Origin of the sequence: Vibrio sonorensis (assembly GCF_001854765.1) — a bacterium.
Taxonomy (GTDB): Bacteria; Pseudomonadota; Gammaproteobacteria; order Enterobacterales; family Vibrionaceae; genus Vibrio; species Vibrio sonorensis.
The window spans coordinates 39,052-54,573 of sequence record NZ_LJJE01000092.1 but is presented as its reverse complement, the minus strand read 5'-3'; the positions used below and the strand labels follow the sequence as shown (position 1 = coordinate 54,573).

Annotated in this window: 17 protein-coding genes; 15 read left to right on the top strand and 2 right to left on the bottom strand. The window is 45.5% G+C overall.

Annotation, left to right across the window (positions count from 1 at the left end):
• Positions 1-15: 15 nt before the first annotated feature.
• Together BLO31_RS16060 and BLO31_RS16055 are read right to left on the bottom strand one after the other, a co-directional pair.
• Positions 16-711 (bottom strand): DUF1566 domain-containing protein, encoded by a 696-nt coding sequence (locus tag BLO31_RS16060; protein WP_070968920.1) that lies wholly within the window; start codon positions 709-711, stop codon positions 16-18.
• A gap of 13 nt (positions 712-724) precedes the next feature.
• Positions 725-4,348: an Lcl domain-containing protein gene (locus BLO31_RS16055; protein WP_070968917.1), complete on the bottom strand. Its 3,624-nt coding sequence runs from the start codon at positions 4,346-4,348 to the stop codon at positions 725-727.
• 230 nt (positions 4,349-4,578) lie between these two features.
• Here BLO31_RS16055 and BLO31_RS16050 point away from each other — a divergent pair, with 230 nt between their 5' ends.
• Genes BLO31_RS16050 through BLO31_RS24570 form a run of 15 tightly spaced genes read left to right on the top strand, consistent with a single transcriptional unit; the run spans position 4,579 to position 15,473 of the window.
• Entirely contained in the window at positions 4,579-4,779 is a 201-nt protein-coding gene (locus tag BLO31_RS16050; protein ID WP_070968914.1) for a Flp family type IVb pilin, read from the top strand.
• Positions 4,766-5,212 (top strand): A24 family peptidase, encoded by a 447-nt coding sequence (locus BLO31_RS16045; protein WP_245688510.1) that lies wholly within the window; start codon positions 4,766-4,768, stop codon positions 5,210-5,212. The genes BLO31_RS16050 and BLO31_RS16045 overlap by 14 nt, the downstream gene beginning before the upstream one ends.
• Positions 5,213-5,223: 11 nt before the next feature.
• Positions 5,224-6,108, top strand: coding sequence for a Flp pilus assembly protein CpaB (cpaB, locus tag BLO31_RS16040; protein WP_084659868.1), 885 nt, complete (start codon positions 5,224-5,226; stop codon positions 6,106-6,108).
• A 12-nt stretch (positions 6,109-6,120) separates the two neighbouring features.
• On the top strand, positions 6,121-7,536 hold the full coding sequence (locus BLO31_RS16035) for a type II and III secretion system protein family protein (protein WP_070968910.1): 1,416 nt from the start codon (positions 6,121-6,123) through the stop codon (positions 7,534-7,536).
• A gap of 8 nt (positions 7,537-7,544) precedes the next feature.
• A complete protein-coding gene (locus tag BLO31_RS16030; RefSeq protein WP_070968907.1) occupies positions 7,545-8,105 on the top strand; it encodes a hypothetical protein in 561 nt (186 codons plus the stop codon).
• 3 nt (positions 8,106-8,108) lie between these two features.
• A complete protein-coding gene (locus tag BLO31_RS16025) occupies positions 8,109-9,236 on the top strand; it encodes a CpaE/TadZ family protein (protein ID WP_070968904.1) in 1,128 nt (375 codons plus the stop codon).
• Between the two features lie 6 nt (positions 9,237-9,242).
• On the top strand, positions 9,243-10,544 hold the full coding sequence (locus BLO31_RS16020; RefSeq protein WP_070968901.1) for a TadA family conjugal transfer-associated ATPase: 1,302 nt from the start codon (positions 9,243-9,245) through the stop codon (positions 10,542-10,544).
• Positions 10,545-10,546: 2 nt separating this feature from the next.
• On the top strand, positions 10,547-11,437 hold the full coding sequence (locus BLO31_RS16015; RefSeq protein WP_245688516.1) for a type II secretion system F family protein: 891 nt from the start codon (positions 10,547-10,549) through the stop codon (positions 11,435-11,437).
• Between the two features lie 5 nt (positions 11,438-11,442).
• The gene (locus BLO31_RS16010) at positions 11,443-12,357 is read left to right on the top strand and encodes a type II secretion system F family protein (protein WP_245688509.1); all 915 of its coding nucleotides are present in this window, start codon (positions 11,443-11,445) and stop codon (positions 12,355-12,357) included.
• Entirely contained in the window at positions 12,354-13,124 is a 771-nt protein-coding gene (locus BLO31_RS16005; protein WP_070968893.1) for a tetratricopeptide repeat protein, read from the top strand. Before BLO31_RS16010 ends, BLO31_RS16005 begins: the two co-directional genes overlap by 4 nt.
• The gene (locus BLO31_RS16000; RefSeq protein WP_245688508.1) at positions 13,121-13,591 is read left to right on the top strand and encodes a TadE/TadG family type IV pilus assembly protein; all 471 of its coding nucleotides are present in this window, start codon (positions 13,121-13,123) and stop codon (positions 13,589-13,591) included. The genes BLO31_RS16005 and BLO31_RS16000 overlap by 4 nt, the downstream gene beginning before the upstream one ends.
• 56 nt (positions 13,592-13,647) lie before the next feature.
• Positions 13,648-14,091: a hypothetical protein gene (locus tag BLO31_RS15995; protein ID WP_245688507.1), complete on the top strand. Its 444-nt coding sequence runs from the start codon at positions 13,648-13,650 to the stop codon at positions 14,089-14,091.
• A gap of 1 nt (position 14,092) precedes the next feature.
• Positions 14,093-14,497 carry a hypothetical protein gene (locus BLO31_RS24580; protein ID WP_245688506.1) on the top strand — a complete coding sequence of 135 codons (405 nt, stop codon included), beginning with the start codon at positions 14,093-14,095 and terminating at the stop codon, positions 14,495-14,497.
• The gene (locus BLO31_RS24575) at positions 14,497-14,700 is read left to right on the top strand and encodes a hypothetical protein (protein WP_245688505.1); all 204 of its coding nucleotides are present in this window, start codon (positions 14,497-14,499) and stop codon (positions 14,698-14,700) included. Before BLO31_RS24580 ends, BLO31_RS24575 begins: the two co-directional genes overlap by 1 nt.
• Positions 14,701-14,735: 35 nt before the next feature.
• Positions 14,736-15,473 (top strand): vWA domain-containing protein, encoded by a 738-nt coding sequence (locus tag BLO31_RS24570; protein WP_245688504.1) that lies wholly within the window; start codon positions 14,736-14,738, stop codon positions 15,471-15,473.
• Positions 15,474-15,522 lie beyond the last annotated feature (49 nt).

Genomic DNA, 15,522 nt, shown 5'->3' with positions numbered 1-15,522 from the left:
GTACCCAGATTGCATTTATGGCTTTTTGCGCACCAACCTCATCACGCTATATTTTTGCTGATTGGCGCTAGCAGGCGTCCCGTGACCACTAAATGATACGGTATAGAAGAACAGGTAACGACCCGGTGAATTTGAGTCAGTAGACACATTCATCGAATGATAAGCCCAGCCCCTGATGTTTTTAGCCGTATCTTCTTTTCTCTCTGCGGCGGGTAACGAATAATCAATTTTTGTATCTTTTAACTCGTTTATCTGCTCCGTCGTCAAACCGATTTTATGACTAAACACCGGATAATACGCGGGCACGCAGCGTTCGTTGTATATCGATAAGAGATCTTTCACATTAGGCAGATGCCACAAGTTGTTGGTTTCACCCATAGAGCGATTCTCTCGAGCAACAACTTCCAGAGTTTTCTCTCTCACATTTGGGGTGTACTGGCGTTCAGGCACTAAATCCATCACAACCTCAGCGACACCTTCGCAGCTTTGTTGATCGTTGCTCAGAGTTTGTCCGACAAAGCAGAAACCCCATTGCAAGCCGGTTGCCGCATCGTTAACCACTTTATATGGACTCCCATTTTCTAGGGTTAACACCTCATGACTAAATCGATTTTCTGGATTGAGATCGGTGTTTGCCAAACACTCTTGTAAGTCTGCACTCGCATAAGAAGAGGTAACGACCAAAGCTAAACAGGCTGATAAATATTTCACTAGATGTTTCCTCTTACTCAACGTAATAACCATCACTAACCAAAACTAACGGATTGTGTAACTTGTCTTCGAAATGCTTTGCATCCAACCACAATCCACTCAAAGCACGATGTTTCTTTTGGTCTATACTCGGCGCATCCAGCCAAAATCCATGGAACGTACTGGAGTTAAAGCGCGGGAAATGAAGGTTCGGGAAATAGCGAGTATCAATGTTTCCAGACCGATTTTTGCCAAAATCAAACAGTGCATACCCTTCACTAAGCGTTGGCAAACGCCAGTTGTTTAAACCGCAGCGCTTTTTGCTTTTTACCCAAGTAATTTGATTGGCCACGCTACACTTCTGTGGATTGGTCGAAACCACATTTAGATCTGGGAGTGCACAAGTGCCGTCAAACACTTCTCCTGCATCGGTTGGATCCATCACATACATGTTGTCACCATCGAAAATCGTATATGGGTCATCTTCTTTTCGCCCTTGTTTAGTTTCCCACACAAGACCAGTTTGCGCGTCGAGCACACATGAAAACGGTGCTTGCTTATGAGTTAAGTCTTGGCGAATCAAGGGAATACCTTTGTTATCTAACTTGACATAGCGAGCACCTAGCATTCCATCTTTGTTACTGTTTCGAGCTTTGCCACTCAGAGGATCACACGCAGTATCACTATCGCGACCGCGATGGCTATCATCTTGTTCAGTACCCGCGGTCACGCGAGAATCAGCAATGTGGATATGGCGAGGCGAGTATGTTAATACTGAACTAGGACTGCCAATATTGCTCTGCACACGAATGTAATACGTCTGCTCTAAGTTCAACCCGGTTATTGTTGCCCTGAGTTTGTTCGTTGGCTTTTTGTGCTGCGCGTCCACCACTTGTTCAAAGCTATTTTCATCCCAACCTAGTGTGTAGTTAGTCGCACCAGCTTGCTTTTCCCAACCAATTGTTACCCAATACCCATCATCTTTTTTCCCCTTGCCGTCAATTCGAATGCCGACTACTTGGTCTTGATTCAATTCCATTTGGCAAGAAGGATCGATAGAACTCACTGGAAAAACCGTGACCCAACTGCCCGGTCTTGAATACTCAAAAAAGTATTTGTCTTCCTTTGAGTTTGCTAATAGTTGAGTCATGTTCTGAGTGATATGAGATATATTGACATCCAAGTTATCAATCAAAACTTGACCGATAGCGTACTTGGCTGCAAATCTATCTTGAAGCATCTCCAAATCAGGAATTAAGTTATTACTAGACACCATCCCATAAGAGCCCAACATATTGATGCTAAGCAGGTCCAATACGTCCATGTAAATGTCCGCACTTTCTACCAATTCCAGAGTACGACCAAACAGACGCCCCTCCGCTTGAAGGGCAAAAACCGCAGCCAAAAATTCCACTTGCTGGCGAGGTAGAGCGCTGATTTTATTGGCTATTTCTTCCAGTTTAAAAGGATATAGATAAAGCGCACCACCACTGTTGGTTAACGAACTTTTGAACAGCAATGCCGTCTGAGCACTGGAAATGTACCCAACACTCAATCTCTGTAGCTCACTGATTTCTAGCGTTTTATTACCGTTTGCATCCAACTTTACCAGCTCGCAGAATGAGCCTAATATCGAGCGTAATTGCACGTCTTTTTTGCTATCGCGCACCCGAACCGTTAACGTTTCTTGCATTTCGTCTTCGGTGTACTCGTAATTACTTCGAAAACTTTTGTTGGGAATTAATGGCTTACCCGGCTTACATCTTTCAAAATTGTTTTCGACATTACGAAGCGGAATAGTAAACGCGAACCCGTTTTTACCCGTATAATCGATCGTTCTCTTGCGCGAACCTTCTAGCGTAATCAAGGGAATAGGCTGATGACGCCCCTTTGGCTCACGTCCTTGACTTACGCCATACGCGGTTTCAATTCGACTCCCCAAAAGCACCTCTACCGAAGCTTCTTCAAGCTCTGCAGGAAAGCGACCGCTAATCCGAAGCTGCACTTCTGGTGCCAAACCCAGCATTTGATTTTTCAATGGGTGATTGTAGTCAGAATACTCCAGTTTCCCCCAAGCTCTTAAGAAACGACGCTCTATCTGTTCATCTGCCGTGAGATTCATTTGTGAATGAACAGGAATGGCAGTACCAGCTTGCTCAGAATAGACTTTCCAAATTGGCTTATCAGGCGTAGTCGAAAGTGCTGCCAATACTTTTTTACCTAGCTTCTGTAACCCTGCCCCACTGCCCGGCCAAGTTCGATTCGGCAAAGGGAAACTCTTTTGGTGGCGCTCGTCGGGCTCCGCTGCTAAATCTTCTTTGTGGCGCTGATAGATAGCTTGAATATCACTTGCACTAAGCGTCCACGTCACTTTTTTTCCTTTGCCTGTTGTAGGATCCAACACGTCAAACAAGCCGAGCAAATCATATTGACTATCGCGCCAAGATTCGGATATTTCGAGGGCAAATGGAGTGTTAAAAACCGTTGGTTCTCCATCACCAGGGTTTGCAAGCGCAACGTGCTCTTTAAGCTTTCTTTCTTGAGAACCGTCTAAAAACAGTTCCTGTGACCCTTTGTCAGCCATTTGCTGATAAATCGCCGCCAACTCTACAACCAACTGTTGTGTGTATACCAACTCACCACGTGCTTTGGCTAATTGCTGTGTCGTCAATCTAAACAGCCAGTTTGTCATGCCTCGCTTGTGGTTGGATGGATGAATATGTTTAAGCTGGGCGACGTTTAACTCGACAACCTGTTCTTCTAGTGTCGCGTTAGCATCACCTTTTATAAGCCTCCATTGCTCTGGGGTCAGTTGCAATGTAAAGCCACCATGGTATGACGGTCGATAACGGCTACTTCCCGTCGTTTTCATATGTTCGATAATTGCGGTTCTCTGCTCTTGAGTCAGTTCAACCCAAGAACTCGCACTTTGATCGGACAAATAGCGCCTTACCGCTTCGTGTCGTTGCCGAACAGGAAGGTTAGCAGATTGCTTTAGAACGTCCAAAAGTAAATGCTTACTAACAGTAAGAAAAGCTTGTGTTATAGGATCTAATGAAAGCGTAACCAACTCTTTTTCATCAATAACACCGTCACCAGAACTGTCCATCTGAATGATATTCGTCAGCGTATCTAGCTCCGTTTTAAAGTACTTCGTTTGTGTTGTTAAAGCATTAGTGACCGACGTACTCTTGGCATTCGGTAAACTACTTCGGCTTGCAACACCCGAAGCTTGCTGACCAGAAAGCCAGCCTTCAACATTGATAGGCTGATCATCCGGCCACTGAGAAACTTCAAACGTGTACTCGTAGCTGCCATCTGGTACCGCACTTTGCCACGTATCACAGGTCGTTCCCGCACATACTTTAAACTGAAACACATCGGTACTAGTCGCTTCCGGAACTGGACCTGTGATAGTGATATCTCGAAAAGCCGTTGGGGGCTGAGGAGGAACAATGGTTTGTCCGCCACCAGCTGTTTGACCACCGCCGGGCACATTAGGGTTACTTGGATTACTTGGATTACTCGGCTGACTAGGAGAAGAAGTTCCGCTGTCACCACCACCGGGTACAGTCAAAGTTTCATCTGTCGGCTGGTCACTACAAGCGGCAGTCACCAAACCTAACAAGGTGGTTACTGCAATACGTTTAAAGAGCATTTTTATTCCTTAAGGATACTACTACAGCCAAAAACCCAAACAGTATGATTAACCATCAAACAAATTACGACGGTTCAACGAGCTGCATATAGAGATTATATTGGTTGAATACATGGTAAATGGCGTGATATTTAGAATTTATTATAATAAAAGTATTGCTTCTTTCAATGATATTAATAATAATTCTCATATTCATTTAACAAAAAAATGTGATCAAAGGACGTAATTCTATGAATGGTGTATCTACCCTTCTCAAGCGCTACTTCAAAGATGAAAGTGGGGCAACAGCTATCGAATACGGGATTCTTGCAGCAGGTTTAGCAGCAGGTATTTTGGCAATTTTTGGCTCAGACGGGCTGTTTATAACGGCTCTTAAAGACAAGTTTCAAACCATTATCGATGGCATGAACATGGGCAATGGTGGAGAGTAATTCTTTCTTACTGCTGCAACAAATCACCACAATGGGTCTACTTCTGCTTGTTGTACTAACTGACATAAAAAGTAGAACAATCCCCAACAGGGCTTTAGTTATTTTGGCCATTGTGGTGATTTCAGCAACTCCACTAAGCGTAAGCCACTTGGCTGTAGCCGCAATTATTATGTTGCTGGGAGTGATTTGCTTCCATTACCGATGGTTTGGAGCGGGTGACAGTAAGTTGCTTGCAATATGTGCTTACGGTTCTCTTGAACACTGGCATTGGTTAATACTTCAAACCGCATTCGTCGGTGGGGTATTAAGTTTAGCCATTCTGGCTATCAACCATCTTTCGGGCATCGGTTTTATTAAAACACGCGAAATAAAAACCGTGCCTTACGCCGTAGCTATCGCTGGCTGCGCTATAACAACTATCCACTACGTATAATTATCAATACCATGAAAAAGTTACTATTTGTGCTCATTAGCATAGGCTTACTGCTTGTGATGCTAATGTTCATCTGGACAAATTCAGCCCCTCCGGCTGCAAATGATAACATCGAAGAACCAAAGATTGCCGAAACACAAGCTATCGCTCCAAAAATACTCGTTGCTAAACATCCGATTCAAGCGGGCGCTTTTTTGCGTTCACAAGACTTTAAATGGGCCGAGTTTAACGGTGACAAAAATGAATTAAACACGCTGTTTTTAAAAGATTTTATTCAGCCCGACTCTTTAGAGGGCAGCTTGATCACCGAGTCTTTGTCGATTGGCCAACCTCTTACTATTTTCAACGTTGTTCGCCCGGAACAAAGCCAATATCTATCATCAATGCTAGCGCCTGGGAAAAAAGGGGTCACCTTAGATATCACTTTTGCGGGTGGTAGCTACGGTTTAATCAAACCGGGTAACTATGTGGATATTATTTTAACCACGTCAAAAGAGCATCAAAGCAGCGAAGGTTTTGGTGAAACTCTAAAACACGCCAACAGCCTAGTACTTGAAAATGTTCGACTTCTCGCTGTCGACAATACGCTTACCGATATCGTTCGCGCATCAGAAAACAACGACCAATTAGACAAGTTTAATCAAACGTCAGAGGCAACCTTACCCGTCACATTTGAAGTCGACATCCAAGGCGCGCAAAGATTGTTGCTCGCCCGTAAACTGGGTGATCTCTCTCTTTTACTGCGCAGCGCGAAACCAATGTCTCACATCACCGATGGTCAGAATATCACCCTCTGGGATGAGCAAATCTCTGACAACCACAACCCTGGCTTAGTGCCAGATAACTCTATAAGAATCTTTGACGGTCAAGACGTCCGCACGATTGAACACCGATAGCGAGATAAACCAATGAACTTTTTTCAAACACTTTGCTTAGGTGCAGTCGCCTTGCTTTCTGCTAATCAAGCCTTAGCCAAAGTAAAAACTTTAGAAATTTCGCTTAACGACAACCGGATCATCACGGTATCAGATTCAGTACAAGATATTTTTGTTTCCGACCCAGAGCTACTCGTCGTTCACGCTCCGTCAAATCAGCACATCATGATCGCTGGTAAAGAACTAGGGGAAACAGACCTGCTTGTTCTTGGAGAGAATGCATCCACGTTGGCCCATTACAAGGTAGTTATTGCTGCGGATCTCTCTCCTCTTGAGGCTCGAGTGAGACATGCATTTCCAGACGCAACCGTCTCGTTTGCATACAGCGGTGGCGCTATCGTCGCTATGGGTGAAGTGGCAACACCTTTAGAAGCCCATGAAATCCTTAGCATGGCATCCGGTTATGCAAAGTCACTGCAAGACGACGACGCGCAAACTCTTGGAACCTCTCGACAAGATGGAAGCAATGCGAGAGCCAATGGCGCAGCAAAACCAGGCGGCGGTATCGGTGTTTATCCTCTCGTTGTAAATCAATTAAAAACAGTGGGAAGTGCTCAAGTAAACATCTCGGTAAGAATCGTAGAGATGGAGCGATCAACCAGTGAACAACTTGGCCTTCGATGGAGTTCTATCGGCAACATGCGCTGGGGTAAATGGGATACGCTACAAACCGCTTTAGGGGTAACGCCAGGTAACAAGTTTCCAACGAACACATTGCCAAATGGTCCTGATCAGCACGGCCTTAACGTCATTATTGATGCCTTAGTGGAAAACAGCTTGGTCAACGTACTTGCAGAACCCAACCTTACGGCTAAATCGGGAGAAGCCGCTACCTTTATGTCCGGAGGCGAATTCCCATTCCCCGTAGACAACGGAGACGATGGTGTCAGCATCGAGTTTAAAAAGTTTGGTATCGCTTTGGAACTCACACCGACGGTACTTAGCAATAATCAAATCAGTTTAACGGTTGCCCCAGAAGTATCGACGCTTAGTCGTGAAAACAGCGTCTCGATCGCTGGAGTCGAAGTGCCGGGAATTGAAACTCGCCGTGCTACAACCACCATTGAGCTAGCCGACGGTCAAAGCTTTGCACTTGCAGGCTTGGTACGTACCTATCAAGACCACAAAGTGGAAGCCCTGCCTTTTCTCGGTGAAATTCCGCTACTGGCACCATTTTTTAGCAACAACAGTTTTAGAAACGCAGAAAGTGAATTGGTCATAATTGCTACGGCTCGCTTAGTTGAACCAACCAGTGATCCTTCTCTTCTAACAACACCGCTAGATCGTTACCGCCCTGCCAACCGATTTGAACGTGTGTTTCTACACAAGACAGGCAGTACTCAAGATCAAAGCACTAGGCTCTTTGGCAATTACGGATACAACTATTAGGAACTATGATGAAACCACTAAAACTATGTTCATTAGCCTTAATTCTGCCAGCTTTAGTTGCTTGTGTCGCGCCCAACCAAGAGGTGCCACACCTCACTCATTCAGACTCAGCTGAATTTAGTACCGACTGGAAAAACTTACCTAATGTTTTGGATAAGTTAACCGCACCAATTTTCAGACGCGAAGAAAAAGGCGTTATCCATATTTCTTTAGAAGGCGGTCTACTAAGCCAAGAGGCTAAGCAAAAAATTCAATCAGACTTATCTACCGACCTGCTTATGCCAGTATCGCTTGAGCATACCCCCAGTATCGAAAAGGCGATACTAGGCAGAATCGACGTTATTTTTGTCCCGCAGACTTGCCGATACAACCAATCGAACCTGCCTGTGACACGGCAAGCCTGTCAGCAGCTTCGAAACAAATATTTAAGTACTACCAATAAATTGACTTGGCACTATGGCACTACTTATCAAGAGAGCAACTCTGCTCTGTCAACGGGTGCCGTTCAAAGGCTTTACAACAATCAAATCAAATCTGCTGAGAAGCAATCGGTAACTGGAGAGGACTAATCAGTGTCAGAGAGTACGTTTAATGTCGTCGCATTTGTTTTAGACGACCATAGCGAACAAGTGTTAGCACAACTTGCGGCGGATCTTGATAACCAAAGCATACAAGTTCAAAAAGGTGACATCACGAAAGCAAAATTGTGGTGTGTTAAAAACGGAGCACCAGACTTGCTCATCGTGGATGGCGGTGATTGCGTTGATTTAGAGACATCACTGAGTGAGCTTGCCAACCATTGTCCACCTCAGATGAAACTCATGGTGTTAGGGCAAAAACAAGAAGTAACGCTTTATCGTCACCTTATGTTTGCGGGTGTCAACGACTATCACACGACACCGCTTGATGCAGATGCTTTGAGAGTAAGTCTGCTTCATTTGCAAGGCCATCAGGTTAAAGCGTCATTTCGCACGGGTAAAATCATCTGCGTTCTTGGCAGCTCAGGTGGCTGCGGAGTGAGTACAATAGCTAGCAACCTTGGTTACTACTTGGCAGAAAAGCAGAGTCAACGAGTTGCCTTGGTGGATCTGGACTTGTTTCACAGCCAACACCCAATTTTACTTGGCACCGATTACGAGCCTAATTTAGAGAACATCATTCAAGATGCAGATCGCATTGACGAAACCTTACTCGCGCATAGTAGCCATCAGCTAACCAGTAATCTTCATCTCTTTTATGGCCAAGATAGTCATTTGCCGAAAAGTGGTAATAGCGCCATTAGCGAAACAGTGACCTCATTAGCAGAGCACTACGGTTGTGTGATTATTGACGTGCCAAATTTACACAACCCAGCCCTGCTTGAAGTGATTGAAAAAGCGGACAGCTGTATTTACGTCAGCGACTACAGCCTAAACAGCTACCGATTTTTAGCCAAGTTACGCTCGCGCGTCCAGTCCACATATCAACGACAAGTGCTTGTTGGCAATTTGTGTCGCAAAACCAAAGGCCGAGTCCCCAAATCTGAGCTGAGTAAAGCACTCGGTATTGAACTCTCTGTCGAGCTGCCGTTCGATCCAAAAGCGTTTGAGAAATCAGAATTGTTGTCAAAGCCGATCATGACCCAAAGCACTAAATTCAGCAAAAAGCTCTCCCAGTTGGGGCAACTCGTCTGCTCTGCATCTCTAGAAGGTAAGGGGTAGTCCAGCATGTTTACCAATAGTAGCGCAGCACCACAACACCGTACCCACCAGCTTTTGACTATGTCTGAAGAAGCTAAAAGTGCGTTTTATGAGCTGGTAGACCCTTCTGTGGCAGCGACTCTGACACGAGATGAGTTGCAACCTAGAGTAAGAGAGGCACTAAGAAGCATCGCTTCTAAAAAGATGTTGCCCTACAACAACCAAGAACTGTCTCTGTTGTCACAACAGTTGGTTGACGAAATGGTTGGCATCGGCCCAATACAGCCACTTCTAGAAGACCCTAGCGTATCGGATATTTTGGTCAATGGGCCGGATACCGTCTACGTCGAACGTCGAGGAAAGCTAGAGAAAACCGACGTTAAGTTTCGCGATAGTAAACACGTTCTCAATGTCGCTCAACGCATCGTTAACGCGATTGGACGGCGAGTAGACGAATCCAACCCAATGGTCGACGCTCGACTGAAAGACGGTAGCCGCGTCAATGTTATCGCTCCGCCATTAGCATTGCACGGTACGTGTATTTCTATACGTAAATTTCCCGCCAGTAAAATGATGTTAGAGAACCTAGTGAGTAAAGGCAGCATGTCTTCCTCTATGGCTGAGTTTCTAGCGATCGCGACGCATTGTCGTTGCAACATTCTTATCTCCGGCGGAACGGGCTCAGGTAAAACCACATTGCTCAATGCCCTCAGTCGACATATCAGTGAAGACGAACGGATCCTCACTATTGAGGATGCCGCCGAACTCTCTCTCGCGCAGCCTCATTGGGTTCCATTAGAGACGCGAAATGCTAGCTCTGAAGGCAATGGTGAAGTAGGTGTGCGAGATTTGGTCAAGAACGCCTTGCGCATGCGTCCAGACCGAATCGTTCTCGGCGAGGTTCGCGGTGCCGAAGCCTTTGATATGCTTCAGGCCATGAATACAGGTCATGACGGTTCACTTTGTACCCTCCATGCGAACAACCCCCAAGATGCCATCATTCGTTTGACGAACATGCTACAAATGGGTGGCGAGCGACTTTCCGATCAGATCATACGCAGCCAAATTGTCAGTGCTATCGATGTCGTCGTTCAGCTTGAAAGGATGCGTGACGGCCACCGACGAGTAACAGCAATTAGCGAAGTGGTTGGAACCGATGGGGAAAACATAGAGCTAAAACCAATCTTTAGTTTTGAGCTAAGCCGTGCCGATAAGCATCAAATCCATGGAAACTTCCATCCCAACAGTGTTTCAGAATCACTGTTAGAGAAAGCCTCTCACTTCGCGATGGAAAGCGCCATGCTGAGTAGTGTGGAGAGTTCCCAGTGATCATGTTCATCAGTGTCACCGTTGCATGGTTACTCCTTGGGGCAGTCGCATTAATGCATCTGGAAAAAAAAGACGGTTGGAAAAAACAGCTCGATCGCTATGCGTTAATCGACCTTAAACATCCCACCCATAGCGCTAAGTACTGGGAGCATTGGCAATGGTTTGTGAACTTAAACACGATACTCGGCCAAGAAAAACTTAAGCAATGGGGTGCCGGGGTGCTAGCTTCACTGGTGTTTCTGCCCGTCATCCTAATCGTCAATGGCATGGATTGGTATGTATCTATCCCCATTGGCGTTATGTCCGTTGGCTTCGTGGTTTACTTTCTGTACATGCAACTGCAACAAAAAGCCATGGACCAATTTCGCGATGAACTCCCAGATATCATCGATGGCTTGATCAGAGCTTTGCGCGTCGGAGCGCCAATGATGGATACCTTTGGTGAAATATCTCGTCAACACGAAGGTATTACATGCCGTTTGTTTGAACGAATGCACGATGAACTCAGTGTTGGACAGACCCTGACCGATGTGATGAAACAAGCCGCAATACGAATGCCCATCGCTGAGTTTCGATTTTTGACCATAGTATTGAGCTTACAGCAGGAAACTGGTGGTCGATTGACTGGCGTCCTAGAGCGGCTTAGCCACACATTAAGAGCGAGGTCTGAGCTAAACTCTAGCATTCAGAGCATAACATCTGAGACAAGAAATTCAGCGAAGGTCTTGGCGGCCTTACCAATCCTAGTCTGTCTGGTGCTTTTCACCACCGGAAAAGAGCATTTTGATTTCCTTATGACGTCCACTAGCGGGCAAATGGTGATGGCTTACGTCATCGTGAGCATTTTGTTTGGATTGTTCTTGATCAGACGAATGACGCAAATAAAAGGATAATGGCCATGACACACATTTCTACCCTATGGCCCATTGTGGCTGCGTTAACCAGTGTAATAGTACTTCTATTGACCCTGTATTTTCTCTCACAGCAAACGCGTGAACGCTGGACTGAACAGTGTTCTAGGTACGCCAAAGTTGGAGGTGATGAAAACTTAGTGTTATCCCGACAAGGCACCTCTTTCTGGGCTTCATTGGGTGTACTTTATCCCGTGTCAGAAAAAGAGAAAAAGCGACTCTCGCAAATGATAGAACAGGCTGGAATTCACTCCCAAACTGCCCTGAACTCAACACGCGGTGCAAAACTCTTTTTGGGAATAACAGGCTCGCTGGTTGCACTGCTTTGGCGCTGGTATCAGCAAGAGCTCTTCGAATCAATGACCATCATGGTCATTTTAATCAGTTATGTTGCGGGCTCCAACCTTCCTGAATACTGGCTCAAAAGATTAGCGAAACAGGCAATGAATAAGCAACAGCAAGTGGTTCCCGATGCGATTGACCTAATGGTGATCAGCGTTGAGGCTGGGCTGTCATTAGAACGTTCTTTAGAAAAAGTAGGCCACTACTTACTCGATGTAGAACCCATGCTCGCCCAACAGTTTCTTCGTACCCACGCTGAAATTCAGGTGAGAGGAGAGTCCTCTGAATGCCTAAAGAAATTGGCGTGGAGAACAGGTTTAAAAGAGCTAGAGCGACTCGCAAGTACCATTTCTATGGCCGAGCGTTACGGCTCTCCACTCGCCGAAACTATGAGAACCATCAGCGACGATGCACGTCAATTGCGAAAAATGGCACTACAAGAACAAGCGGGCAAGCTGCCTAGCCGAATCACATTGATTCAGATGGCGCTGATTATGTTGCCGCTGCTTGTACTTATTATTACCCCAACAATGAACCTGCTATTAGAGAGTCTACAATGAGTTCATTCCCCCTATTTAGAAGCTTAGTATCCCTATTAGCTTGCTCCGTTCTGATCGGATGTGCGTCACAGCAAAAAGTTAATGCTCACACTGAAAACAACGAAAAAGTGCTGGCAGAAGCCGCGTTTAATTATGGGCAGTTTGCCAAAGCAGAAGAGCAATACCTTAGGTTGCTTGCCCAATCGCCCAACAAGCTAGAGTATCAACTGATGCTGGCACGCAGCCAATACAATCAAGACAAAAAAGAGGCCGCTATCGCCAAGCTTCAACACGTAGTACTGTCAGACGATCCAGTAGCCGCACAAGCGAGCATGTATCTCGGTCGCTACCTTTTGTCTGCGGATCGCGTTGAAGAGTCCATCACCGTGTATGAACTTGGGCTGAGCAAGGCAATATTGAAACAGACTAAAGCGCAAATACACAATGGACTAGGAATAGCTTTACTTGCCAGTAATTTACCTAAAGCGAGAAGAGAGTTATCTCAAGCGGTGCAACTGGCGCCTGATAATCCTCACTATCGCTCCAATCTCGCCCTGAGTTTTTTGCAAGACAACAAATTGAAACAAGCCAGAGAGGCATTTCAACCTTTGCTGTCATACCAGCATTTACCCGTGCAAGTCGAACTCAATTTTGCCTTACTGCTTTTGGCAGAAGGGAATGAGAACCAAGCTCGTGCGCTCCTTGCGCGCCACTTGCCAGCGAGCGAAGTTGAACGCGATCTCACCCTACTAAAAGATCGCCTGTCCAACTCGGGTAACGTTCTGTGAAAACAAGAACCAAAAAGCAAAAAGGGGTGATAAGCCTTGAAACGGCAATTTTGATGCCAGTCGTACTGGGCTGCATACTGATGTTTTTTGATATATCACGCTTACACCTGCAGTACGGGTTACTGGAAAATGCCATGCGACACACTTTGCGCGAATTACTCGCCGATGATTGGCGCAGAAATCCTATTACTAGCGGCAGAATTAAAAACATCATCGAAAAACGCAGCTTTGGAATGCTAGATAGCGTGACCGTACAGCTCAAGCAATTTGATTCGTTAGAGACGCTTTTGCAAACAGAAGAAGACGAAGCAGATGCGGACAATATCTATCGGCCACGAGATCCCGTGTATAGGGTCAGCGCAACTCTAACGACAAGTATCAAATTTAGTCCACTTGGTTTTTTTGAGCCTAAGGTGATCAAAAAGACCAGCACCATCATTATTTCTGAGGACTCACTGGCTAATTAACTATGAGCAATAAAACTCAATATCAGACTGCATCACCATCTCGATGCAGAGGAAGTGTGAGTCTAGAAACGATCATGATCATTCCTTTATTTCTCGCGATAACTATGGCCGCCTCTGAGTTGCTAACCATTCTTCGCCTAGAGCAAAGATTGACAAATTTAAACTACAACATCACGGCTCTCACTGGGAATGAAAGAACATTAAGCCGAGATAACAACATAGCTCAGTTGCCCTATTTTCGTGATTTCGCGGAAAAAGAGCTTGCCCTAATTGCCAAAGGTAAAGCCGGACTCTCCATCGCTACTTACAATGCCTCGACAAAAGAAACGCACATAAAGTTGCTTGATAACGGCTGCCCTTTGACCCATCGCTGGCCTGATTTTGCGCTGGGAAGTTTAGTCGAAGTCACATTGTGCTTTACCCCTGAAGAACCAAACCCAATTTGGGATCTATGGCCTTCGGGCAGGTTCACTTCCACGATGATCCGTGAGGAGAACTAATATGCATACCCTTCAAAAAGAGCAAGGCGTGATGTCCGTAGCAGCTGCCATGTTTTTAACTGGCATGTTGACTTTTTTTGGCTTTGTACTCGTCGTTATTATATCCAGTACGACTGACAGCAAACTCTCTATGCTGGCGGATTCGATTCTCTACTCAGCTTCAGACAGTCACAGTTCGGCAATAGATGCTCAGCAGTTACTTGAAGCCAATATACCGTCCGACAATATGAGCCTAAAACAGCCCAGAGCTTCTGTCCAAAAAGAGGAAATTCAAGCGTCCGTCACGGTGAAAGGCACTATGGATTTAGACGGCCTAATGCTGACCGATCAACTAAAAACCGGTGATCTCGACATTTCGCACAACGCCAAATCTCAACTTCATCAAATCACCTTGGAGATCGCGTGATGCTTGATGTATCGGGTTCGATGATGGACAAGCCAATGGAACAAGCACTGAAAGGCCTCCGAGATTTTGCCGACATTCTTTATGCACAAGAACGACGAAACTTAAGTAAGACCGTTAGCATTGTCCCTGCCACCGGATACGTAAACATAGGCATACGTCCAGAGTTTTTTAAACCAAGTGCAATAAAAATCCCTCGAGCTTAAAGCCACTTGCATCCGAAATGCGATGGAAAAACTTAATGGACGACAGATTGCCCGATCGCTGGCGTGGCGCAACCTGTACTCAACTGCCAGAAGTTCAGGAGGGATTGGCAAACCCCAGTGCAATGACACCAGCGTGGATTCGAAAGTTAGAAAACGGACCAGCGCAGCAAAACCTAAAGTTGGTTTTAAATACGTTAGCCCCCCCTTCTATTGAAGAGTATCAAGACGGCACTCCACTAGTGTATTTCTTACCAAAAGAAAACAGCAAACCATATCGACCAAACTGGAAACACCTATTGGCACTTTCTGACAACCCAGATTGCGGTGTCAGTAAAGTCATTCCATTTATGTCGAATCACAAAGAGTTAGTGAAGGGTTTAAAAACCCTCTACCCAGAAATGAACACCAATAACGCCGAGGGCGTGATGTGGGCTTGGCGACTGCTGTCACCAAAATGGCGTGGTAAATGGGATAAAAAAAAGGGCGAACTACCTAGAGATTACGGGGAACCCAACAATAAAAAAATCATGATCGTATTTACCGATGGTGACCATCTCATTGATGAAGCGATGAGGGATAGAAAGCAAGTATCACTGTGCCGGGAAATGAAAAAGAAAGGCATAGAAATTATCGCTATCGACTTTAACAACCGTTCACAATCCATGCAATCTTGTGCAAGCCCTGGCCAGTATTATCCGGCAAACAATCGAACAATACGGACCGTACTTCAACAAGTTGCCACTACGCTTAACAAGATTGAGTTAGTGGAATAAACCTCACTTAGAGGGCGAGTTCGGGTTCAATGCACTCCTTATTCAGAAT

Excerpts from the sequence above, each read along its gene's own strand:
- BLO31_RS16055 (WP_070968917.1), bottom strand. The coding sequence starts at position 4,348 with ATGCTCTTTAAACGTATTGCAGTAACCACCTTGTTAGGTTTGGTGACT.
- BLO31_RS16050 (WP_070968914.1), top strand. The coding sequence starts at position 4,579 with ATGAATGGTGTATCTACCCTTCTCAAGCGCTACTTCAAAGATGAAAGT.
- BLO31_RS16045 (WP_245688510.1), top strand. The coding sequence starts at position 4,766 with ATGGTGGAGAGTAATTCTTTCTTACTGCTGCAACAAATCACCACAATG.
- cpaB (WP_084659868.1), top strand. The coding sequence starts at position 5,224 with ATGAAAAAGTTACTATTTGTGCTCATTAGCATAGGCTTACTGCTTGTG.
- BLO31_RS16035 (WP_070968910.1), top strand. The coding sequence starts at position 6,121 with ATGAACTTTTTTCAAACACTTTGCTTAGGTGCAGTCGCCTTGCTTTCT.
- BLO31_RS16030 (WP_070968907.1), top strand. The coding sequence starts at position 7,545 with ATGAAACCACTAAAACTATGTTCATTAGCCTTAATTCTGCCAGCTTTA.
- BLO31_RS16020 (WP_070968901.1), top strand. The coding sequence starts at position 9,243 with ATGTTTACCAATAGTAGCGCAGCACCACAACACCGTACCCACCAGCTT.
- BLO31_RS16015 (WP_245688516.1), top strand. The coding sequence starts at position 10,547 with ATGTTCATCAGTGTCACCGTTGCATGGTTACTCCTTGGGGCAGTCGCA.
- BLO31_RS16010 (WP_245688509.1), top strand. The coding sequence starts at position 11,443 with ATGACACACATTTCTACCCTATGGCCCATTGTGGCTGCGTTAACCAGT.
- BLO31_RS16005 (WP_070968893.1), top strand. The coding sequence starts at position 12,354 with ATGAGTTCATTCCCCCTATTTAGAAGCTTAGTATCCCTATTAGCTTGC.
- BLO31_RS24580 (WP_245688506.1), top strand. The coding sequence starts at position 14,093 with ATGCATACCCTTCAAAAAGAGCAAGGCGTGATGTCCGTAGCAGCTGCC.
- BLO31_RS24575 (WP_245688505.1), top strand. The coding sequence starts at position 14,497 with ATGCTTGATGTATCGGGTTCGATGATGGACAAGCCAATGGAACAAGCA.
- BLO31_RS24570 (WP_245688504.1), top strand. The coding sequence starts at position 14,736 with ATGGACGACAGATTGCCCGATCGCTGGCGTGGCGCAACCTGTACTCAA.